Source organism: Methyloradius palustris (assembly GCF_019703875.1).
In the GTDB taxonomy this organism is placed as follows: Bacteria; Pseudomonadota; Gammaproteobacteria; order Burkholderiales; family Methylophilaceae; genus Methyloradius; species Methyloradius palustris.
Genome location: NZ_AP024110.1, coordinates 725,350 through 745,648, shown reverse-complemented (window position 1 = coordinate 745,648; position 20,299 = coordinate 725,350). Strand labels below are relative to the sequence as shown.

General features: G+C 47.2%; 21 protein-coding genes. 16 read left to right on the top strand and 5 right to left on the bottom strand.

Annotated features, from left to right (window positions below):
• Positions 1-104 precede the first annotated feature (104 nt).
• Both ZMTM_RS03645 and ZMTM_RS03640 read left to right on the top strand, forming a co-directional pair.
• A complete protein-coding gene (locus ZMTM_RS03645; protein ID WP_221764970.1) occupies positions 105-1,016 on the top strand; it encodes a LysR family transcriptional regulator in 912 nt (303 codons plus the stop codon).
• Positions 1,017-1,039: 23 nt separating this feature from the next.
• Positions 1,040-2,689 (top strand): electron transfer flavoprotein-ubiquinone oxidoreductase, encoded by a 1,650-nt coding sequence (locus ZMTM_RS03640; RefSeq protein WP_221764969.1) that lies wholly within the window; start codon positions 1,040-1,042, stop codon positions 2,687-2,689.
• Positions 2,690-2,756: 67 nt separating this feature from the next.
• Here ZMTM_RS03640 and ZMTM_RS03635 read toward each other — a convergent pair whose 3' ends face one another.
• Positions 2,757-3,377 carry an EF-hand domain-containing protein gene (locus ZMTM_RS03635; RefSeq protein WP_221764968.1) on the bottom strand — a complete coding sequence of 207 codons (621 nt, stop codon included), beginning with the start codon at positions 3,375-3,377 and terminating at the stop codon, positions 2,757-2,759.
• A gap of 439 nt (positions 3,378-3,816) precedes the next feature.
• On the opposite strand from ZMTM_RS03635, the gene ompR reads away from it, so the two are divergent.
• Positions 3,817-4,545, top strand: a complete 729-nt coding sequence (ompR, locus tag ZMTM_RS03630) for an osmolarity response regulator transcription factor OmpR (protein ID WP_221764967.1) — start codon at positions 3,817-3,819, stop codon at positions 4,543-4,545.
• Between the two features lie 99 nt (positions 4,546-4,644).
• Positions 4,645-5,952, top strand: a complete 1,308-nt coding sequence (locus ZMTM_RS03625) for an ATP-binding protein (protein WP_318840530.1) — start codon at positions 4,645-4,647, stop codon at positions 5,950-5,952.
• A gap of 17 nt (positions 5,953-5,969) precedes the next feature.
• Here ZMTM_RS03625 and cysG read toward each other — a convergent pair whose 3' ends face one another.
• On the bottom strand, positions 5,970-7,358 hold the full coding sequence (cysG, locus tag ZMTM_RS03620; protein WP_221764966.1) for a siroheme synthase CysG: 1,389 nt from the start codon (positions 7,356-7,358) through the stop codon (positions 5,970-5,972).
• Between the two features lie 35 nt (positions 7,359-7,393).
• Complete coding sequence (locus ZMTM_RS03615) at positions 7,394-8,383, bottom strand: AraC-like ligand-binding domain-containing protein (protein WP_225907080.1); 990 nt, start codon at positions 8,381-8,383, stop codon at positions 7,394-7,396.
• A 169-nt stretch (positions 8,384-8,552) separates the two neighbouring features.
• Between ZMTM_RS03615 and ZMTM_RS03610 the strand changes: the two genes are divergently transcribed.
• Complete coding sequence (locus ZMTM_RS03610; RefSeq protein ID WP_221764965.1) at positions 8,553-8,990, top strand: hypothetical protein; 438 nt, start codon at positions 8,553-8,555, stop codon at positions 8,988-8,990.
• A gap of 16 nt (positions 8,991-9,006) precedes the next feature.
• Here ZMTM_RS03610 and ZMTM_RS03605 read toward each other — a convergent pair whose 3' ends face one another.
• Both ZMTM_RS03605 and ZMTM_RS03600 read right to left on the bottom strand, forming a co-directional pair.
• On the bottom strand, positions 9,007-9,573 hold the full coding sequence (locus tag ZMTM_RS03605) for a TetR/AcrR family transcriptional regulator (RefSeq protein ID WP_221764964.1): 567 nt from the start codon (positions 9,571-9,573) through the stop codon (positions 9,007-9,009).
• 33 nt (positions 9,574-9,606) lie between these two features.
• Positions 9,607-10,332 (bottom strand): hypothetical protein, encoded by a 726-nt coding sequence (locus tag ZMTM_RS03600; RefSeq protein ID WP_221764963.1) that lies wholly within the window; start codon positions 10,330-10,332, stop codon positions 9,607-9,609.
• A 207-nt stretch (positions 10,333-10,539) separates the two neighbouring features.
• Here ZMTM_RS03600 and ZMTM_RS03595 point away from each other — a divergent pair, with 207 nt between their 5' ends.
• The 11 genes from ZMTM_RS03595 (at position 10,540) to ZMTM_RS03545 (ending at position 20,233) form a co-directional block, all read left to right on the top strand.
• A complete protein-coding gene (locus ZMTM_RS03595) occupies positions 10,540-11,577 on the top strand; it encodes an AAA family ATPase (protein ID WP_221764962.1) in 1,038 nt (345 codons plus the stop codon).
• A 5-nt stretch (positions 11,578-11,582) separates the two neighbouring features.
• Positions 11,583-12,446 carry a DUF58 domain-containing protein gene (locus ZMTM_RS03590; RefSeq protein ID WP_221764961.1) on the top strand — a complete coding sequence of 288 codons (864 nt, stop codon included), beginning with the start codon at positions 11,583-11,585 and terminating at the stop codon, positions 12,444-12,446.
• An 8-nt stretch (positions 12,447-12,454) separates the two neighbouring features.
• Entirely contained in the window at positions 12,455-13,354 is a 900-nt protein-coding gene (locus ZMTM_RS03585) for a nonribosomal peptide synthetase MxaA (protein ID WP_221764960.1), read from the top strand.
• Positions 13,354-14,334, top strand: a complete 981-nt coding sequence (locus tag ZMTM_RS03580; protein WP_221764959.1) for a vWA domain-containing protein — start codon at positions 13,354-13,356, stop codon at positions 14,332-14,334. Before ZMTM_RS03585 ends, ZMTM_RS03580 begins: the two co-directional genes overlap by 1 nt.
• Complete coding sequence (locus ZMTM_RS03575; RefSeq protein WP_221764958.1) at positions 14,319-14,855, top strand: hypothetical protein; 537 nt, start codon at positions 14,319-14,321, stop codon at positions 14,853-14,855. Before ZMTM_RS03580 ends, ZMTM_RS03575 begins: the two co-directional genes overlap by 16 nt.
• Positions 14,852-15,823, top strand: coding sequence for a vWA domain-containing protein (locus ZMTM_RS03570; protein WP_221764957.1), 972 nt, complete (start codon positions 14,852-14,854; stop codon positions 15,821-15,823). Before ZMTM_RS03575 ends, ZMTM_RS03570 begins: the two co-directional genes overlap by 4 nt.
• Before the next feature lie 179 nt (positions 15,824-16,002).
• The gene (miaB, locus tag ZMTM_RS03565; protein ID WP_221764956.1) at positions 16,003-17,385 is read left to right on the top strand and encodes a tRNA (N6-isopentenyl adenosine(37)-C2)-methylthiotransferase MiaB; all 1,383 of its coding nucleotides are present in this window, start codon (positions 16,003-16,005) and stop codon (positions 17,383-17,385) included.
• Positions 17,386-17,390: 5 nt separating this feature from the next.
• Complete coding sequence (locus ZMTM_RS03560; RefSeq protein ID WP_221764955.1) at positions 17,391-18,362, top strand: PhoH family protein; 972 nt, start codon at positions 17,391-17,393, stop codon at positions 18,360-18,362.
• Between the two features lie 82 nt (positions 18,363-18,444).
• Positions 18,445-18,930 (top strand): hypothetical protein, encoded by a 486-nt coding sequence (locus tag ZMTM_RS03555; RefSeq protein ID WP_221764954.1) that lies wholly within the window; start codon positions 18,445-18,447, stop codon positions 18,928-18,930.
• Complete coding sequence (gene ybeY, locus ZMTM_RS03550; RefSeq protein ID WP_221764953.1) at positions 18,931-19,389, top strand: rRNA maturation RNase YbeY; 459 nt, start codon at positions 18,931-18,933, stop codon at positions 19,387-19,389.
• Between the two features lies 1 nt (position 19,390).
• Positions 19,391-20,233, top strand: a complete 843-nt coding sequence (locus tag ZMTM_RS03545; RefSeq protein ID WP_221764952.1) for an HlyC/CorC family transporter — start codon at positions 19,391-19,393, stop codon at positions 20,231-20,233.
• The last annotated feature ends 66 nt before the right edge of the window (positions 20,234-20,299 follow it).

Sequence of the window (20,299 nt, the reverse complement as noted above, 5' to 3'; positions counted from 1 at the left end):
TTTTATGCTAACTATTTTGTTAACCGCACATTTTACATTGGCATTACAATATCCATTAAATGGATTATTTAAATAATATATATCTAAATAATAGATAACTGCTCATGCGACACACACTCAAACAGCTAGAGGTATTCATTGCCGTTGCGCGCATGGATAACGTGTCTCGAGCAGCAGAAGCCCTGTCGCTCTCTCAATCCGCCACCAGTACAGCATTGGCCGAGCTCGAAAAGCAATTCGATTGCCAGCTATTTGACCGCATAGGCAAAACCCTTAAGCTCAACGAGCTAGGCCGCAGCCTGTTGCCAAAGGCAACAACATTACTGGATCAGGCTTCTGAAATCGAGAGTATGCTGCAGGGCAAGGCCACTTTAGGTCTGCTAAAAGTAGGCGCAACGCTTACGGTAGGAAACTACATCGCCACATCGCTGATTGGTTCATTTATGAAACAACACCAGGATTGCCAGATTCAACTACGCGTACAAAACACCAGCGTGATTTTACAACAAATTGCCCACTATGACCTAGATTTAGGCTTGATTGAGGGCAATTGCCAGCACCCTGATCTTGTCGCAGAACCATGGATGGATGATGAACTTGTTGTGTTCTGCGCACCCAATCATCCACTCGCACTTAAAACCAAGATTTCAATGGACGATTTACTCGCTGAAACCTGGGTGCTGCGTGAGCCAGGTTCTGGCACACGAGAGACTTTTGACCATGCTTTTCACCATCATCTATCCGCCCTTAATATCAGGCTGGTACTTGAACATACAGAGGCGATCAAAGGTGCGGTAGAATCTGGCCTCGGCATCGGCTGCATATCAAGGCTTGCACTGCGCGATTATTTACAGCGTGGGAATCTGGTAGCAATCGCTACGCCCTGGCTTGATTTGCAGCGGCAATTTATGTTTGTATGGCACAAGAAAAAGTATCAAACTGCCAGTATGCAGGCGTTCCTGGCTCACTGCAAATTACAGACATCCGACGTTAGCCATACCAACCAAATACAGTAATCTTTATTATTTAAGAGATCAACATGCAACGCGATGTGATGGAATATGACGTATTGATTGTAGGCGCTGGGCCTGCGGGCTTATCAGCAGCCATCAAACTCAAGCAACTAGCGCTTGAAGCAAACCGGGAAATCAGTATTTGCATACTGGAAAAAGGCAGCGAAGTCGGCGCGCATATACTATCTGGCGCCGTCATAGACCCAATTGCGCTGAACGAATTAATCCCTGACTGGAAAGAAAAAGGCGCGCCTTTAAATACCCAGGTCCAGGAAGATCGTTTTCTAATCCTCAGTAAAAAGAACAGCTGGAAGATTCCAGAGTTTCTGTTGCCACCACTGATGAGTAATCACGGTAATTACATCATCAGCCTAGGCAATCTATGCCGCTGGCTGGGTGAACAAGCCGAGGCATTGGGCGTAGAAATTTACCCAGGGTTCAGCGGTTTTGAAATACTTTACAACGAAGATGGCGCAGTCAAAGGAATAGTGACTGGCGACATGGGCATAGGTCGTGATGGTCATGAAAAACCAGGCTTCGCACCAGGCATGGAATTGCATGCCAAATACACACTCATCGCCGAAGGCACTCGCGGATCGCTCACCAAACAACTAGAAGCAAAATTCAACTTGCGTGCCGATGCTGAACCCCAGAAATACGGTCTGGGCTTCAAGGAAATCTGGCAGCTCACACCAGAGAAACACCAAGCAGGCCTGGTCATGCATTCACAAGGCTGGCCGTTAGATAACTCCACTGGCGGCGGCTCTTTTGTTTACCACCTTGAAAACAATATGGCCGCTGTTGGGTTTGTCGTACATTTAAACTACAGCAATCCATATTTGAGTCCGTTTGGTGAATTCCAAAAATTCAAATCACACCCAACCATAAGTACCATGTTGAAGGATGCAAAGCGTATTTCCTACGGCGCACGCACGATCAATGAAGGTGGTCTACAATCGCTGCCAAAACTGGTATTTGCTGGTGGCGCACTGATTGGTTGCTCGGCTGGGTTAGTGAACCTACCCCGCATTAAAGGCAGCCATAACGCCATGAAATCTGGCATGTTGGCTGCAGAAGCGGCTTTTGAGGCATTGAAAGAAAGTAGGCAACACGACGAACTTAGCAACTACCCTGAAAAATTACGTGCCTCATGGATATGGCAAGATCTTGACCAGGTTCGCAATATCAAACCTGCCCTATCAAAATACGGCAATCTGCTCGGCAGTATTTATGGTGGTATTGAGATGTGGCTGCAAGCCTTTGAAATCCGATTACCGTGGACACTTAACCATGGCAAAGCAGATAACGAAACATTAAAACCAGCATCTGCTAGCCAAAGGATTGCATATCCAAAGCCTGACAACTCCATCACCTTCGACCGTTTGTCATCCATATTTCTATCAAATGTACAGCACGAAGAAGACCAACCCTGCCACTTAAAGCTCAAAGACAGCGCAATACCGATTAACATCAATCTGGCTTTATATGATGCCCCTGAGCAACGTTATTGCCCTGCTGGCGTATATGAAATTATTGGTGATTCAGGTAACGAACGCTTACAGATCAATGCGCCGAACTGCATTCATTGCAAGGCTTGTGATATTAAAGACCCTACGCAGAATATCAACTGGCAACCACCTGAAGGCGGCGGCGGGCCAAATTATATTGGGATGTAATGCTGAGCCTTGGGTTTAGGTTGGGGTAACTGAAATAGTGCGCTGCTTGAAACTCTGACTTACAAACCTACATTGAACGTTTTTTATTATTCAGGCTGGCATCAGAAGTCGCCTTTTTCTTTGCGGCCTGCTCTGCAGCTACTTGCTGGGCAGCTTGCTCTGCATCTTTTCTTTCTTGCTCTTGACGCTGACGTTCCGCGATTTTGGTCTGCAGCGCCTCGAGCTCTTCTAAAGTAATTACGCCGTCATTATTAGTATCAATATCACTGAAATGGCGCAGTATTTGGGGCATGAACTGCTCTGCCTCATCACGAGAAATCACATTGTTATTATCCATATCTGCAGCTTGAAAACGTGCCTTCAAGCGATCATGCATGATGCGGCGGCGCTCTTCAATCTGCACATGGGCAGGGTCAACCGTGCGGGAGTACTCGTTAATATCGTTGCGTAGCTTGATACTATCTTCAATACTGATCAGGCTTTTAGTAGGCCTTGCATAGAGGCTATTATCTTGATTAGCCAAATCACCAGGCTTTGCGACCTGCTCATCTGAATTTTGATTGGCATTTTGTAAAGGTGCAGCAATGAGCGGCTTGATGGCCATAGGTGCGGCCATGCCACACAAAAGGATACACAAAGTCAGTAAGGCGTTTTTGGGAAATATCTGAAGATATCTGGCAATCAGCATCAACTATTTGGCCTAAAAGGACACTAGACTAGCGTTTGCCACCAAGCAGAACTCGGTGTCTGAAATTAAAGCGTCAACAATTTTAGCTGTGTGGGCTAATGTATTCATCATGTGGCTTATGTCTTTGTCGCTAATATGAAGGTTAGGACTCTTTTTTGAAATCGACAGTTCTCAAAAAAACAAATTTTTCTTGCCAAGTTTCTAGCTAAAAATGCTGGCTAGCACTTGGAATGTACTCAGTAAGACGCGCAATAATGCCCCATCTATGTAAATCGAATGTTTCACAAATGCCTGTGATTGTAAAAATTTGTAACAAAGACACAGAGGCATTACTATCCGTATAATGATGTTATGAAAATTTGTTAATATTCATGCACTATGACTAAGTTAAATTAAGAACTTACCTTTCAACTATCAGGTTCATCACAAAAAAAACATCATGCAAGAAACTGTAAAAAAAATATTGATGGTCGATGACGATCTTCGGATGCGTGAGCTGCTCCAGCGCTACTTGGGTGAACAAGGCTTTAGCGTAAAAGCGGTGTCTGATTCTACGGAGATGAATGCCGCGCTGCTGCAGGAACACATTGATATTCTTGTGCTTGATTTGATGTTGCCGGGTGAAGATGGTTTGGCGATTTGCCGCCGTTTACGTTCTGCGGGTAACACCATGCCGATTATCATGCTCACCGCGCGTGGTGATGAAGTAGATAGAATCATCGGGCTTGAGATGGGCGCAGACGATTATCTGCCAAAACCGTTTAATCCGCGTGAGTTGCTGGCACGCATAAACTCCGTAATGCGTAGGCAAGAGCGCAATCTGCCAGCAGCGCCTAGTCGCCAAACTGAAACTGTAACTTTTGGTGACCTAGTCTTTGATTTATCAACTCGCACACTACATAAAAATGGCGAGCCAATTACCATCACCAGTGGTGAGTACGCTTTACTTAAGGTGTTTGTAGATCATCCAAGACAACCATTATCACGTGATCGCCTGATGCAACTTGCGCGTGGACGCGAACTTGATGTGTTTGACCGCAGTATTGACGTGCAAGTATCTCGGTTAAGAAGACTAATAGAAGCTGACCCAGCGCATCCACGTTACTTACAAACCATGTGGGGCTTTGGTTATGTATTCATCCCAGATGGCGAAGCTATCAAAGGATAATAGTTAGCAAAGGCGAGCCCTGGATTTGCTCGCCAAGAGTTTTAATTCAGCTCGTTTCAGAGCTTAGATTTTTGTCACCGTCATATAAAGCCAACTAAATTGAGTCTAGTCCCGCGCACACTGCTAGGCAGGGCCATGTTGCTGATTGCCATCGTCATGGTCATCGGCCAGTTGGTCTCAATCAGACTATTCGATTACTTTGAGCGTGAACCCCGCGCCCTTGCCGCAGCACTTCAAGCAATCACCGTCGTCAACTACACCAAAGCCTCATTACTTGCCGCGCATGAAGATCGCCGACTAGCATTGCTCTCAGAAATGTCAGGCAAAGAAGGTGTGCGCATCTACGCAGCTGATTTACTTGAAGAAATCGAGCCACTTCCTAAAGACCCGTTTACCAAGCTGATTGTTGAAAAAATCAAAGAAAAACTGGGCGCAGATACCATTGTTGCCATTAATCACTTTGGTGTGGCTGGGCTATGGGTCAGCTTTAGCATAGGCCAAGATGATTTTTGGGTCGTGATTCCACGCATTCAGGTCGAGCGGCCTTTCCCATGGCAATGGCTGGGATGGGGCGCAATCGTTATTTTGCTGTCGCTCGCAAGCGCATTCCTGATTGCCGAACGCATCAATCGCCCACTCAATTTACTGGTAAAAGCGGCAGACCGCCTGCGCATGGGCGAACAACCACCACCATTGCCTGAAGAGGGCTTGGACGAATTACGTGCAGTGAATCACGCTTTTAACCAAATGTCAGAGGCGCTCACAAGATTAGATGCAGAGCGCACCTTGCTGCTAGCAGGTATCTCACATGACTTGCGCACGCCACTTGCCAGACTGAGGCTTGCGGTTGAAATGTTGCCTGATGAGCAATCGGGTAGCTTAAGAGATGGCATGGTGCAAGACATCACCGATATGGACAACATCATTCACCAGTTCCTCGATTTTGTAAGGGGTATCGAAGGCGAACCCACGCAGATGATAGACATCAATTCGTTACTCAAATCGATTTATGAACGACATATTCGGGCAGGGCGCAACCTGGTGCTCAAGCTCTCCCCTACGCATCTTATCCCGCTACGCCCATTAGCCATGCAACGACTACTCAATAACCTGATCGATAACGCGTTTGCCTATAGCAAAGGTGAAGTCACAGTCACCACAACCATTACCGCAGGCTCAATTATTTTGAGTGTATTGGATAAAGGCCCAGGCATTCCAGAGTCGCAAATGCAACGCTTGTTACGCCCGTTTGAACGCCTAGATACGGCACGCGGCAACGAGGGTGGCAGTGGTTTGGGGCTTGCCATTGCAAACCGCATAGCTAGGCTGCACAAAGGTGAGTTATCGCTGAAAAACAGGCCTGAAGGCGGGCTAGAAGCTAGCTTGGCCTTGCCGATACATGTTTAAGCTAAATTTAAAATCGCCTAACCCTTAGGCTCAAACCAAGCCAGCTTCTCACGTAATTGCACCACTTCACCCACAATCGTCAGGCAAGGCGGTTTCATTTCAGCATCCGCCACTTTGTCAGCCAGGGTAGCTAAATTGGCAGTAACCACACGTTGTTTCTGAGTTGTCCCTTGCTGAATAACGGCTGCTGGCATAGTAGGTGGCAATCCATGCGCAATCAGTTGGCGGCAAATCTCGGCCAAGCCTACCAAGCCCATGTAAATCACTACCGTCTGCTTCGGCCGCACCAATGCAGGCCAATCCAACTCAACCGTGCCATCTTTCAAATGCCCTGTAGTGAAGATACAAGATTGTGCGTAGTCTCTATGCGTGAGCGGAATCCCCGCGTAGCTTGAAACACCATTTGCTGCAGTAATGCCAGGCACCACCTGAAATGGCACACCATTTTCCATCAGTGTTTCGATCTCTTCGCCACCGCGCCCAAAAATAAAGGGATCGCCACCTTTAAGCCGTAGAACACGCTTGCCTTCTTTAGCTAACCTTACTAACAGTTCGTTAATTTCATCCTGCGGTAGCGTATGTTGATCACGGGCTTTACCCACATAAATAAGCTCGGCATCTCGACGCACCAACTCCATGACTTCTTTACTCACCAGCTTGTCATAGACGCAAACATCGGATTGCTGCATCAAACGCAAAGCGCGGAAAGTTAGCAAATCTGGGTCTCCTGGGCCACCGCCTACGAGATAAACTTCTCCATGACTTGTCTCCGCTTGGTCGCTATCTATCAACTCACTCAATGCCGTTCGTGCTGCAGGCTCCTGACCCGATAGCACCAACTCGGCAATATTACTTTGGAAAATATTTTCCCAGAAAATCCGTCGTGATTGGCTTGTTGAAAATCGTTGTTTTACACGATAACGAAAATCTGCAGCCAAGGCAGACAAACGGCCATAAGTAGCAGGGATTAAGGCTTCAATTTTGGCGCGTATCATGCGCGCCAAAACGGGCGAAGCACCGCCGCTAGAAATCGCAATTAGGATAGGTGAGCGATCTACAATCGAAGGGCTGGTGAAGGTACATAACTCGGGCGCATCCACCACATTCACAGGAATATTGCGCGCTTTTGCCGCAATAGAAACGGCCAGATTAGTCGCCTCATCGTCTGTAGCAGCAATCACTAGCATCGCACCATCAAGTTGTTCTGGGGAGAAAAGTGCTTGGGTATAACTGATCTTTCCTGCAGCAAGCATATCAGCGAGCTCATGGCCTAACTCAGGTGAAATGAGCTCTACAGCGGCATCCGCCTTCAACAACATCATGACTTTACGCGTAGCGACTTCTCCGCCGCCAATGACCATACAGCGGCGCCCTGCAATTTTCATAAATATGGGGAGTGAATGCATGGTGCTATTTTAACTCTGTATGGCGTAGCAGGATGCTACTGATTGTGTCCGCGATATTCTCTTGGAGAACAGCCAAACTGTTGTTTGAAAAAACGGCTGAAATGCGAAATATCGTTAAACCCCCAGCGATAAGCAATATCCGATATACGCTGGCCAGCCAAATTACTTCCCTGAAGCTCCTTTCGGCAGTGTTCGGCCCGTCGTTGCCAGATATAGCGCATCAGCGAAGTATCTTCGTCTTTGAACAACTCATTGATATAGCGTGAAGACAAGCCAACGCCATGCGCTATTGCTTCTGCACTTAAACTGGAGTCAGAAAGCTTGAGCTCGACATACGCCTTGATGCTGGTTAACGAGGTGGAACGGCTGCGCGATAACTGGTAATTGCTCGGTCGCACGGATGTTATTGCCCTGGTGATTAGATCCAGTGACTGCGCTGAAAGTGCAGTCAAATCAGGTATAGCGAATTGTTCAATATTGGTGGCAACTGAACGGACAAAACTACTGGCTACTTCACCAAGACCTGCATTGCCAGGGATGCGCATTGCGGTGCAACTTTCCACTCCTGCCAGCCGATTCCTCAAGGTAGTACGGGGGATAGAAACAATCAGCTTGCTGAAACTCTGTGGGCAATAGATGCGGTGCGGACGGGTGGCATCGTAGATGGTCATGTCGCCAGGCTGCAGAAATACCTCTCGACCGCCTTGCTCCAGCTGATAAGCACCATCAAGCAAGATGACGGCAAAGTAAGCATCTTGGCTGCTAAGTGGTGAAGTATGCGACAACCGTTCAATGGTGATGCCACTAGAGCGAATAACGGAGACCTGCAGGTTTCCCCAAGGATAGATAGTCATTTCATTCAGCAAGCCGCCATTGCTGGGTGGCGTAATCAGCACATTTGCGTATTGCTTGCCTATGACTTCATGCAACCATTCATGGCGATACGGGGCTGCCACGTTTTCCGTAGATAGCCTGAGTGGTTTAATCGGCTCTGGGATATTGGCTGTCAGCATTGAGCGATTCATTGTGCACCTTGTTATGCCTTTATTTATGGATTCTCAAGAGGATTCTCCTTGTTGTAAATAGCACGACCTCCGTTTCAGTCAAGTTTATGTTCCGTTTTGTGCATTTATTTAAAAATGACTACTGAACATAATAACCGCATAACTAAATAATGATTTTGAGGATGAAACTATGCAGGACTCAAGACACGCAGGTAATATTGTGCTGATTCGCGGTGCCAGTTTATGGATACTGATGGCGCTGTTACTTGCTTGGTGCATGGTGGGCATCAATTTCGGCGTGACACCGTTGAAGCTGATATTTGCTGGGAAATTCACCCGTTTATTGCAGGCACATATCGACTTTCTGCTGATGAGCGCTCTTATACTGGGCTTTTATGCAGCAAAAGTACCACTGCCGTGGACTGTACGCTGGACGATGGTCACTGGCGCTTTTACTAACTCCAGCCTATTTCTGCTGATGGCGATTTTCCCTGTGCTGGATAGCCCAAATGTTCCGCCACCGCTGGCATTTCAGATTTACCTGTTCGCCAGCCTGATTACGACAAGCTATGGATTTGGCAAAGCATCAGCAATAGTTCTGCGCTCCACCTTAAAACGCAGCGATTAAAGACTGAAAGGTTATCCTATTTCTTCTTTTTTGCAGAGGCGTTAATCAGCATTACGGCAGCGCTTTTCGCCCTTTTAGCGGCACCGATGCCAGGGCTTAAGCGTTCTACCAGCGCTGCGCCTTCAAAAATAATAGTGAGCTGTTGACCCAGAGTTTCCGGCTCTTTAATACCCGCCTCTTTCGCCATCTGTGACAGATAGTTTTGCAGCTCCAATGATAGCTCGGCTGAATATTGATTGATTGGATGTTGAGGATCAGGAAACTCAACTGATGCGATGTGAAAAGGCAGGCCGTGAAATTCTGGTGTCAGAATCCATTGTTCCACCAACTCGCAAAGTTCAATCAACACATCAGTCGAGTTCGCTCTTTTAAAACTTAAATTAGAATTCAGCCATTCATAAAATCGATCTGATTTACCCCTGAGATAAGCCGTAATCAACAGGTTTTTACTAGGGAAATATTTGTACAGCGTAGCCTTGGCAATGCCAGATTCAGCAATGATAGTGTCAACGCCAGAGGCATTGATCCCCCTGGATTCAAATAAGTTGGTGGCAGTAAAAAGTATTTTTTCACGCATGTTCATGTGTATCTCCTCATGTTCTCGATGACTACAAACTCATAGTGGTGCGTACATCAATTTTTGTGGGTATAGACAATGTACGTGGCTCAGCGCCAGCTTCAGGTTTTCAACATTGCTTACATCAACCGTGCCGTCATTGATAAATGCAAGATACGCTTCGCGTTGCTCAATTGGCAGCATTGCGACTTGTGGCAACTGACAACTACCATCTTTCATCGTGTTATAGATAGTCAATAACACACTCAAGGTAGCTGGCCCAGCCAAGCCTATGCTGGCTGATTCTGACGAATTATTCAGTGCTGCGACCATCCCCACATCATTGGGCTTTGGCTTAAAGAACAAGAAACCGCTGATAGCAACTACCAGCAGCATTGAAGCCGCAGCCAGCCACAAAACAGGAGATTTTTTCTCTGGCGCTAAAAAATTATGTATCGATTGATGCACTAGCTTCCAGGCATCATCTGAGTGAGCTTGCGTTTGCATCTGGATTGCACCGATGAATAAAAAAAGGATTTGATCCGAAATTACATCGGGATTTTTTCCCAATGTAATTTCCACCTCACTGTGTATGATTTCCTTAAGGATATTCACATCGTCAATCGATAGCTCTTTTATTTCTGAGACAGCAACACTGCCGTTTTGTCGCTGTTTATTCCAATCGCTAAGCAGGCTGGAAAGCGCCAGCAGACGTGCTTGGGGCGTAGCTCCTTGCTGCAGGATTTTTTCATTGGATTGTAACCAGCTAGCTAAGTCTGTAGTCATCTCGATTAATCTTATTGTTTTGAGTCATCACACAATTGTTATAAAAATTTGCTTGCACGCTCAGGAATTATTCAAGTACACTAAAAATAAATGAACAGACCTGTCTGCATATTACCGTAATCAATTGCAGACTTCAATCTGAAATTAAATCACGACACTGGCTTTAATTTCGGTTCAATTTAAACGTTACTCTAGTTAGGGAATGATATGGATATTGCAACTACCGATGTTCAACTAGCTGACTGGCGCGCCCATGTACTGACGCTGGAAAACGAAGTCAAGAAAGTGATTGTAGGCCAAGATAAAGCCATACACCTGATGAATATTGCCATCTTTGCCCGCGGCCATGTGTTGCTTGAAGGCGGTGTTGGGGTTGGTAAAACCACGCTGCTACAATCGATAGCCCGCGGCATTGGCGGTGCTTATGAGCGGATTGAAGGCACTGTTGACTTGATGCCCAATGATCTGGTTTACCACACCTTTCTAGGCCCAGATGGTCGTCCGCAGATTGATGAAGGCCCGCTGCTACGCGCTGGTGAAAATCTCTCAGTATTCTTTTTCAACGAAATCAATCGCGCACGTCCGCAAGTGCATGCACTCATGCTGCGAGTGATGGCAGAACGCAGCCTGCATGCGTTTAAGAAAGAATATCGCCTGCCGCACATGGTGGTGTTCGCCGATAGAAACCAGGTTGAAAAGAATGAAACGTTTGAGATTCCATCAGCCGCCCGCGACCGCTTCATGATGGAAATCGGCATTGATATTCCAGCCGACCGCGAGCTGAGAAAATCGCTAATGTTCAATACCAAGTTCCAGCATGCCGAGGCGCTGACTAAACAAGTGCAATCCAATGTGCTTCAATTTGACCAGCTCAATGCCTTCTCCGACCTCTTGCAAAGCCATATCAAATCCACCGACACGGTAGAGGAATATGCGCTGGATTTATGGGAAGCCACGCAGAACCCAGCCAAGTTCGGCATCAAGCTGGACAGTGTTGATATCGAACGCCTGATTCAAGCTGGCGCAAGCCCACGCGGCATGGGCATGTTGCTGAAAGCCGCCCGTGTGCATGCCTGGTTGATGAATCGCGAGAATCTCTACCCTGAAGACATCCACGCCGTATTCCACGAAATCATCGCTCATCGCCTGGTATTTAACTCGATGTACGAGAACCGCAGAACCGCACTGGCACGTGAATTAACCACGCAAATCTTGAGTACCGTGGCTGTTCCGGCGAAGCATTAATTCCCATGTTTCCCTCATACGCCAAGCCGTTCACTTACCAGATTCCCTGGAAATCCAATAGCTACCACTTTGGAGACCACAGAGGGACGCAACGTGGATTAGGCTATGAATATCGCGGCAATGTGCCTCTGGTGGATTATCCCGATGCACGCCGCATGGACTTGCGGCAGACGCTTACTGATCCTTATGAGCAGGTACAGGTCAAGCTGTTCAATCAGGACAACACTACGCCAATATTTGCGGTTTGCGATTTATCCAGTTCCATGCAGTTCAGCGGCCAGCAGCGCAAGCTGAATACCGTAATGCAGGTGGCAGCATCCATTGCATCATCCGCTTATGAAGCTGGCGATGTCTTCAGCTTTATTGCTTACGATCAACATGTATTGGAAGACCTGACCCTGCCCTTGAGCCTGCATGTGCATCAGGCATTTGAGATTATCGCTGCGCTCGAATCTCATAAGAAAATGAATATCGGCGCTGAGGGTATTTTACAAGTACCGCAATACCTCAGCCAAAGCAAAGGATTGGTGTTCTGGGTATCTGATTTCCACATGCCACTGGCGCTGATTGAGCAGGCAATGAATATGATGTCGCAGCACCAGATCGTTCCAGTCGTTCTTTGGGATGAAAAGGAATATGCGAGGTTACCCAAGTTCGGCTTCGGCAACCTGGTTGACCCAGAAACTGGCCTTAACCGTAGTATTTTTTTCCGCGAATCAATCCGCGCCAAATTCATCGCCGCTTTTGAAGCCAGAAAGCAAGCACTGGAACATTTATTCCTAAAATTCGACAGTCCTGCGCTTTATCTGAATGCTGAATTCAAGCCAGAAACTATGACCCACTATTTTGAGCAATACATGAGCCTATGAAAAACTTGATGATTAAACTCTTTATTCTTACTGGCCTCAGCCTGCTGAATACCAGCTTGCAAGCACAGGAAGAATCTCCTATTAGCACGCTTAAAATCAGCAATCCTTCACATTCAATAGGTATCCATATCGGCGACATATTACACAGGCAGATTGAGCTTGTTGCCAGTCAGCCTTACCAGCTTTCGCCTAACTCACTACCCACGAAGGGCAGCAATAACAATGGTATTGAGCTAGCAGAGATCAAGGTGAGCAATAGTAAAAGCGGCGATAAAACCCTATACAAAATAGATCTGACTTATCAGGTGTTTGCTCACTCAACAGCGCCAACCGCCATGCAACTACCAATAGAAAGCTTTGCCTTTAGCGGGGGCAGTGCCGCCCTCTCAATTAACCTTCCCGTATGGCGCTTCTGGTTTGCACCATTGGTAGCAGGCACAATTGATATTGCCAAACAGAATCTACAGCCGCAGCAAAAGCCAACGCTGGTTGATGCAAACCAACACCAGACCAGGTTTGCACTGTTTGTAGCCTGCCTGTTGATAGCGGCGGTCGGGCTTGTTTATATCAATGCTGATAAACGCTGGCTGCCTTATATGGGCGGTGCGTTTGCTCAGGCTTATCGCCAACTCAAGCGTGCCACGAAAACCAAAGCCAATTCGAAAAATGCGCTGTTGCATCTGCATGAGGCATTCAACAAAGTCTATGGTGCGAGCCTGTTCTCGACAGATATTGATCGCTTCATCGCCAAACATCCGCAATATGCCAGCCTAAAAAAAGACATAGAAGCCTTTTTCGACAGCTCGAATAAATCCCTATTCACTGAGCAGAAAAATGACCAGGCCTCGTATCTGCAGCAGCTACTTACCTTCAGCAAGCAATTAAGAGATTGTGAGCGAGGCGTCTGATGAGCTTTATTAACCCTTGGGCGCTTTTATTGCTGCCTATCGCCTATATACCGTTCTGGCTCAAAAGCCATCAGGGGCAGATGTATTCATGGAATGAGATGATTCCTGAAGATGTGTTCTCTGATCGTTTCAACCTTGCCATCAAGATCATCACATCTTTACTGCTGGCTAGTATCGTATTCGCCATAGCCGCACCTCATGGACCCGACCAAAATGTAATGAAAGTCGGCAAAGGCGCACAGACGGTGATGGTGATAGACCGTAGCGTCAGTATGGATCACCCATTCGCTGGCGACAGCACCAGTGGGCGTGCCGCTGAAATCAAGTCGGCCGCAGCAAGACGCCTGATTACAAAATTCATCGATTCCCGCCCGGATGACATGATGGGGGTAGTGGCTTTCACCAACTCGGCGCTTTATGGCATCAAGATTACGCCGAATCGCGATGCTATCCATTCGGCCATCAATGCTGCCACCAGTTCTGGTATCAACCAGACCAATATTGGCGCTGGCATTACCGAAGCAGTGGTGCTGTTCGATAATATCCAGAGCTCGGGCTCAAGGGCAATCATTTTGCTATCAGATGGCGCCGGCAAATTGAGCCCCAGAGTCAAAGTCAGAATCCAGGAAGAACTGACCAAGAAACACCTCAACCTTTACTGGATTGTGCTGCGCGAACCGGACGATGTCAGCATTTTCTCCAAGAACGAATACGCCGAAGGCATGGCTCCAGCCGCGGTTGAGCTTGACCTGTTTTTTAAATCGCTGAAGATCAAGTACAAGGCTTACGAGGCTGATAATCCAACTGCCTTACAATCTGCGATTCAGGACATTGATGCACGCGAAAAGAACCTGATTCAGTACAGCGTGGCCATCCCCGGTCATGACTATTCACGCGACCTGATTGTGTTCGCATTGCTCTGCAGCATATTCATATTAATCATCAAAAATCTAAGGGTGCATTCATGGGAAGCCGCATAAAACAGAAAAATATAGTATTGGCACTGCTGCTGGCTATCGGCATCACTGGATCAGCTTATGAAGCTTATCAATTGCGAAAAATCGAAGGTATCAATCATGCATTGCAACAAGGCCAACTGATCAGTGGTGACGCTTACCCTATGCAGCAGAAGTTTACTGCGGCTTACCAGTTAGGTCTGCACGAAGATTTCAAGCACGCGGTACAGACTTATAGCCAGTTACTGGAAACCGGCCTATCACAGAGTGACCAAGCCAAGATTCAGTTCAATATCGGCAATAATCTCTTTCAGTCTGGCCTTAATCGCCGTATTAATGATGACGGCACACTGAAAGATGAAGCGCGTTACGATTTTTCACAGGCCAAAGTGGCCTACCAGCAAGCGTTACGCCTTAATCCAGATTCGCGATTGGCAAAGTTTAATCTCAGCCTGCTACTTTCATTACTGCCAGAAAATATGGTCAATGCCAAGAAAGAACAATCTGGCATGGAGCTCAGCAATATTCCAGTAGGCCTGCCATGAAAAAAGTATTGGCTTTCCTGCAGGATAACTACGAAGCAGCGCTCTACTTAGGCGCAGTATTGCTGTTATTGTTGGCGATCTTCAAACCGCAGATACAGCTTCGTCAGGAAGTGCATAACTACCTGTTGCTGGCTGATGTTTCGCAGAGTATGAATGCGGAAGATGTGCGAATAAATAAACAGAATGTCAGCCGCATGGCCTATACCCGTCAGTTGATGAAGAAAATCGTGGAGACTTCCCCCTGTGGCACCTATATCAGCCTCGGCGTCTTCGCAGCCGAAGATGTCGCTTTGCTATTCATGCCACTGGAAGTCTGTGCTAATTATGATGTTATCAATGATTCCATCGACCACTTAGAATGGCGTATGGGCTGGCGCGGCAATAGCCGTTTAAGTTTTGGCGTAAAGGCCGCCAGTACGGTATTCGATTCCTTGAATGCACCAGCGCAATTACTGTTCTTCACCGATGGTGATGAAGCACCCAAGGTCAATGCCATCAACAAGCTCGACTTAAGCGGGGTGCAAATCGGCAAGAACGTCACTTTTGTCGGCATCGGCGGTCATGAGCCTGTACCAATTCCACGCTATAACTCGAATGACAAATGGGTAGGTTACTGGTCATCCGACGCCAAGGAAAACTCTGCTGGCGCAGTAGGCGTGACTTATAGCGATACCAGCAAAGACGACCCAGACCCTGTCGTTGCCTATGCCGAATATGATCGCTATCTATCGCAACTGGATGACGAATATCTCAAGTCATTGGCAACTGAGATTGGCGGTCAATACATAGAAGGTGCTGATAAGCCTGATTTCTACAACTACGTCCAACAGCAGAAGCCAGCCGCCAGTTTTGTCACGGCTTATTCCGTACGCTGGCTATTCCTCTTACTCGCAGCGGCTTTGATTGTTTTAACTTATGTACCGAATATACTTTTTAGGTATGCTTTTATGAGAAAAACTGGAGCTTGATTCAATACACAGAATCAGCTGCCTAACGTCACAGCCAAGCAAGGACAATTGGCAATTACATGCAGCTAAGCTACAATTGATACTTAGCATTCTGTTTTAAAAGATATTTTGCACCCTTACCCGCACTGCCCTAATCTAAACATCCATCTGCGCCCTCACTTCATGGCTTTAATCTAGCCATGAGCACTGATCATAAAATCGACGATTTAGTTGTCAAGTTAGGTACCGGCAAAACAGCACCCAAGAAAGTCTTTATCAAGACTTTTGGCTGCCAGATGAATGAGTATGACTCCTCCCGCATGATGGATATGCTGCATGCCACCGATGGTATGGAGACTACCGAGAACGTGGAAGATGCAGATGTGATACTGCTCAATACCTGCTCGGTGCGCGAAAAAGCGCAAGAAAAAGTGTTTAGCCACCTTGGCCGTTTTATTCCATTAAAGCAGAACAAACCTGGCTTGGTCATCGGCGTAGGTGGCTGTGTCGCTAGCCAGGAAGGCGCGAACATTATCGCTCGTGCCCCTTATGTGGATGTCGTCTTTGGGCCACAGACTCTTCATCGCCTGCCAGAGATGATCAAGACCAAACAATCCACTGGCATTTCACAAGTAGATATCAGTTTTCCTGAAGTGGAGAAGTTTGACCACCTGCCACCACCACGTGTTGAAGGTGCAGCGGCATTTCTTTCCATCATGGAAGGTTGCAGCAAATATTGTACGTTCTGCGTGGTGCCTTATACCCGTGGCGATGAGGTTTCACGGCCGTTCCAGGATATATTAATCGAAGCCGCTCAACTGGCTGCTCAAGGCGTGAAGGAAATCACACTACTCGGCCAGAATGTAAACGCCTATCGAAGTGAAACGCCAGATGGCGACGAAGCTGACTTGGCATTGCTGATTGAATATATTGCTGAAATTGAGGCTATTGAGCGCATCCGCTTCACTACATCGCATCCGAATGAAATGAGCGCAGCACTGATTGATTGCTTTGCGCATACGCCCAAGCTGGTGTCGCATCTGCATCTGCCAGTACAAGCCGGCTCTGATCGTGTACTCATGGCCATGAAGCGCAATTACACGGTGCTGCAATACAAATCAACCATACGCAAACTGCGTGCAGTCAGGCCAGACATTTCCATCACATCTGATTTTATCGTAGGCTTTCCTGGCGAAACTGATGCTGATTTTGAGGCTACGATGAAACTGGTTGAGGATGTTGGGTTTGATTTGAGCTACAGCTTTTTATACAGCCCTCGCCCTGGCACGCCGGCTTCGTACTTATCTGACGACACGCCAGATGAGGTCAAGCTAGCGCGACTCAATCGCCTGCAAGGGGCTAACGAAGCACAAGTCAAAAAAATCAGCGAGTCCATGATAGGCAGCACCCAGCGGGTACTAGTGCAACATGTATCAAGCAAGGATGCCAACGAGCTGGCTGGCCGCACCGAGAATAACCGCATTGTCTATTTCGCTGGTGATCAAAAACTGATCGGCCAATTTGCAAACGTCAGCATTACTGAAGCCCGCAGCCACAGCCTGCGCGGCACATTGGCTGAATAAAGCTTATGGAAATCACCTTAAAACCTGCAGATAACAATCGCCTAGCGAATCTCTGCGGTGCGCTGGATGAAAACCTGAAGCAGATCGAAGATGCGCTGGATGTAGGTATTGCTCGACGTGGTGCGCATTTCCGCCTATCTGGTGATACGCAAAACATGCGGCTTGCCTCCCAGTTACTGGAAAGCTTCTACGCACGCTCGAAAAAACCGATCAGTCTGGAAGAAGTTCAACTAGGCCTAGTGGAACTGGATAAACTCAACCCCGATGAAATCATCAGCACCAGCATGCCTGTGCTAATGACACGCCGCCAGGATTTGCATGGACGCACTCCGCGCCAAGTAAGCTATCTGCAACAAGTACAGGATTTTGACATTACCTTTGGCATTGGGCCTGCAGGTACAGGCAAAACTTATCTAGCTGTTGCCAGCGCGGTAGATGCATTGACACGTGATCTGGTCAAAAAAATTGTGCTTGTGCGCCCCGCGGTTGAAGCTGGTGAACGACTTGGATTTCTCCCTGGTGATTTATCGCAAAAGGTAGACCCATACCTGCGTCCACTCTACGATGCGCTTTATGATCTGGCTGGCTACGACACTGTAAACAAGATGTTTGAACGCGGCGCGATTGAAGTTGCCCCGTTGGCTTATATGCGTGGCCGCACACTGAACCAGAGTTTTATCATTCTGGACGAAGCACAAAATACCACGCCTGAACAGATGAAGATGTTTCTCACGCGCATCGGCTTTGGCACCAAGGCAGTGATCACGGGTGATGTGACGCAAATTGACTTGGGTCGCGGCCAAAAAAGTGGCCTGATTGAGGCGCAAAAAATATTGAAAGATGTGCGTGGAATTGCCTTTACACACTTCCTTTCTGCCGACGTTGTACGTCATCCATTAGTGCAAAAAATCATCAATGCATATGAACAGTACGATGCTGAAAAGCATGCGCAACCGCACGATAATGGCCGCGTCTAAATTTGCATCAAGGGTTTTAGCCCTATTCCCCGCTTTCATGATTTTGGTATCTTGCGGGTCTCCGCCAAAAGGCGAAGAGCAAATGGCCAAATATTTAAGCGCACCTCTAGCGTATGAAGCGCTTGCAGATATGATTAAAAATGATGCGAAGGAATTCAAATCACTTACACCATCCTATGGATGCACAGTAGTAGGAAGCGATAATATTGGAAGTTACTGGTATTCCTCGGCGGCAGGTGACTGGTCTAGTACCCAATTGCAAGAAACAAAACAAACGCTTTCCGAAGTTTTGAATAAGGTAGGTATGACCAGTTCCCGTTATAGAGAATACGTGACACTTTTTGAAAAAACTGGCTCGGAACGAGTTACTTATTGTCCACAAGAGATGGCTAATGCTGGGGTTCACATATTAGTTTACCGATCGGGGACTATGATGGGTGGCTGGGGCGCGGCTATCAATAAACGTGATGACGGCAATATTCCCGAAGACCGAAATACAAACTGTTGCAGTACAAAAAACATCAAAATTCGCGATAACTGGTATCTCAGTTTAGATATTGAGTCATAAATGCCGCAACTAAACTTAACCGTACAAAATATAAGCGTTACATCACAAATCCCAAGTGAAGCTGATTTTAAAAAATGGGTGAAAGCTACAATCCGTGTGGATACAGAGGCGACAATACGCATTGTCGATGAAGCAGAAGGCCGCGAATTGAATAAAGCTTATCGCGGCAAAGATTACGCGACCAATGTGCTCACTTTTCCACTGTCCGAAGAACCGCATTTAATCGGCGATATTGTCATTTGCGCGCCAGTAGTGGCATCAGAAGCCGCCAGCCAGAATAAAGCACTGAAGGCGCATTTTGCGCATTTGACTGTGCATGGGGTATTACACCTGCACGGGTACGACCACGAAATAGACGCCCAAGCCGAACTAATGGAAAGTATAGAAACTGAAATTGTCATGAAACTTGGCTATCCTGACCCTTATTTGGCTGACAATAGCCTGAGCGAGAACACCTGAAATGGCTGAAGCCGAAAAATCCCCCTGGCTAGAACGCCTGAGCCACTTCCTGCTGCGAGAGCCAGAAGATCGCGAACAACTCATCGAGCTACTACACAGCTCATTTGAAAAAAACCTACTGGATGCAGATGCGCTGGCAATGATAGAAGGCGTGCTACAAGTCTCCGAGTTGCAAGTGCGTGACGTGATGATTCCGCGTTCACAAATGGACGTGATCGACATTACCGACCCACCAGAAAAATTCATCCCTTTTGTGATCGAAACAGCACACTCGCGTTTCCCTGTGATTGATGATGACAAGAACCACGTCATCGGCATATTGCTTGCCAAAGATTTACTGCGCTATTACGCAGGCGAAGAGTTTGAAGTGCGCGACATGTTGCGCCCTGCCGTATTTATCCCAGAATCAAAACGTTTGAATGTGCTGCTCAAGGATTTTCGTAATAACCGCAACCATATTGCCATCGTGGTAGACGAATATGGCGGTGTCGCTGGCATGTTGACGATTGAAGACGTGCTGGAACAGATTGTGGGCGATATTGAAGACGAATATGACTTTGATGAAACTGAAGACAATATCATTCGTGACGATCAAGGCCGCTACCGCGTCAAAGCACTGACTGAGATTGCCGACTTCAATGAAGCTCTGAATACTGAATTCAGCGATGAAGAGTTTTCCACCATTGGCGGCTTGGTCGTCAATAAATTTGGCCACCTGCCCAAACGTGGCGAAGAGATTAGTATAGATAAACTCAAATTCAGCGTGCTCCGCGCCGATAGCAGGCGCTTACATTCCATGCTGGTTGAAGTGCCTGATGAAGACATTTCCACCCCTGAAGATTAAGCGCATATAATGGATGAAGTAGCATAGGGCAAGGCCTCTGGAACTATTCCTAAATGCCTTACTCTC

Coding starts and splice junctions, on each gene's coding strand:
- ZMTM_RS03645 (WP_221764970.1), top strand. CDS start 105: ATGCGACACACACTCAAACAGCTAGAGGTATTCATTGCCGTTGCGCGC.
- ZMTM_RS03585 (WP_221764960.1), top strand. CDS start 12,455: ATGATTAAACTCTTTATTCTTACTGGCCTCAGCCTGCTGAATACCAGC.
- ompR (WP_221764967.1), top strand. CDS start 3,817: ATGCAAGAAACTGTAAAAAAAATATTGATGGTCGATGACGATCTTCGG.
- ZMTM_RS03555 (WP_221764954.1), top strand. CDS start 18,445: ATGGCCAAATATTTAAGCGCACCTCTAGCGTATGAAGCGCTTGCAGAT.
- ZMTM_RS03635 (WP_221764968.1), bottom strand. CDS start 3,377: ATGCTGATTGCCAGATATCTTCAGATATTTCCCAAAAACGCCTTACTG.
- ZMTM_RS03580 (WP_221764959.1), top strand. CDS start 13,354: ATGAGCTTTATTAACCCTTGGGCGCTTTTATTGCTGCCTATCGCCTAT.
- ybeY (WP_221764953.1), top strand. CDS start 18,931: ATGCCGCAACTAAACTTAACCGTACAAAATATAAGCGTTACATCACAA.
- ZMTM_RS03595 (WP_221764962.1), top strand. CDS start 10,540: ATGGATATTGCAACTACCGATGTTCAACTAGCTGACTGGCGCGCCCAT.
- ZMTM_RS03545 (WP_221764952.1), top strand. CDS start 19,391: ATGGCTGAAGCCGAAAAATCCCCCTGGCTAGAACGCCTGAGCCACTTC.
- ZMTM_RS03570 (WP_221764957.1), top strand. CDS start 14,852: ATGAAAAAAGTATTGGCTTTCCTGCAGGATAACTACGAAGCAGCGCTC.
- ZMTM_RS03610 (WP_221764965.1), top strand. CDS start 8,553: ATGCAGGACTCAAGACACGCAGGTAATATTGTGCTGATTCGCGGTGCC.
- ZMTM_RS03605 (WP_221764964.1), bottom strand. CDS start 9,573: ATGAACATGCGTGAAAAAATACTTTTTACTGCCACCAACTTATTTGAA.
- ZMTM_RS03560 (WP_221764955.1), top strand. CDS start 17,391: ATGGAAATCACCTTAAAACCTGCAGATAACAATCGCCTAGCGAATCTC.
- ZMTM_RS03590 (WP_221764961.1), top strand. CDS start 11,583: ATGTTTCCCTCATACGCCAAGCCGTTCACTTACCAGATTCCCTGGAAA.
- ZMTM_RS03600 (WP_221764963.1), bottom strand. CDS start 10,332: ATGACTACAGACTTAGCTAGCTGGTTACAATCCAATGAAAAAATCCTG.
- ZMTM_RS03615 (WP_225907080.1), bottom strand. CDS start 8,383: ATGAATCGCTCAATGCTGACAGCCAATATCCCAGAGCCGATTAAACCA.
- ZMTM_RS03575 (WP_221764958.1), top strand. CDS start 14,319: ATGGGAAGCCGCATAAAACAGAAAAATATAGTATTGGCACTGCTGCTG.
- miaB (WP_221764956.1), top strand. CDS start 16,003: ATGAGCACTGATCATAAAATCGACGATTTAGTTGTCAAGTTAGGTACC.
- ZMTM_RS03640 (WP_221764969.1), top strand. CDS start 1,040: ATGCAACGCGATGTGATGGAATATGACGTATTGATTGTAGGCGCTGGG.
- cysG (WP_221764966.1), bottom strand. CDS start 7,358: ATGCATTCACTCCCCATATTTATGAAAATTGCAGGGCGCCGCTGTATG.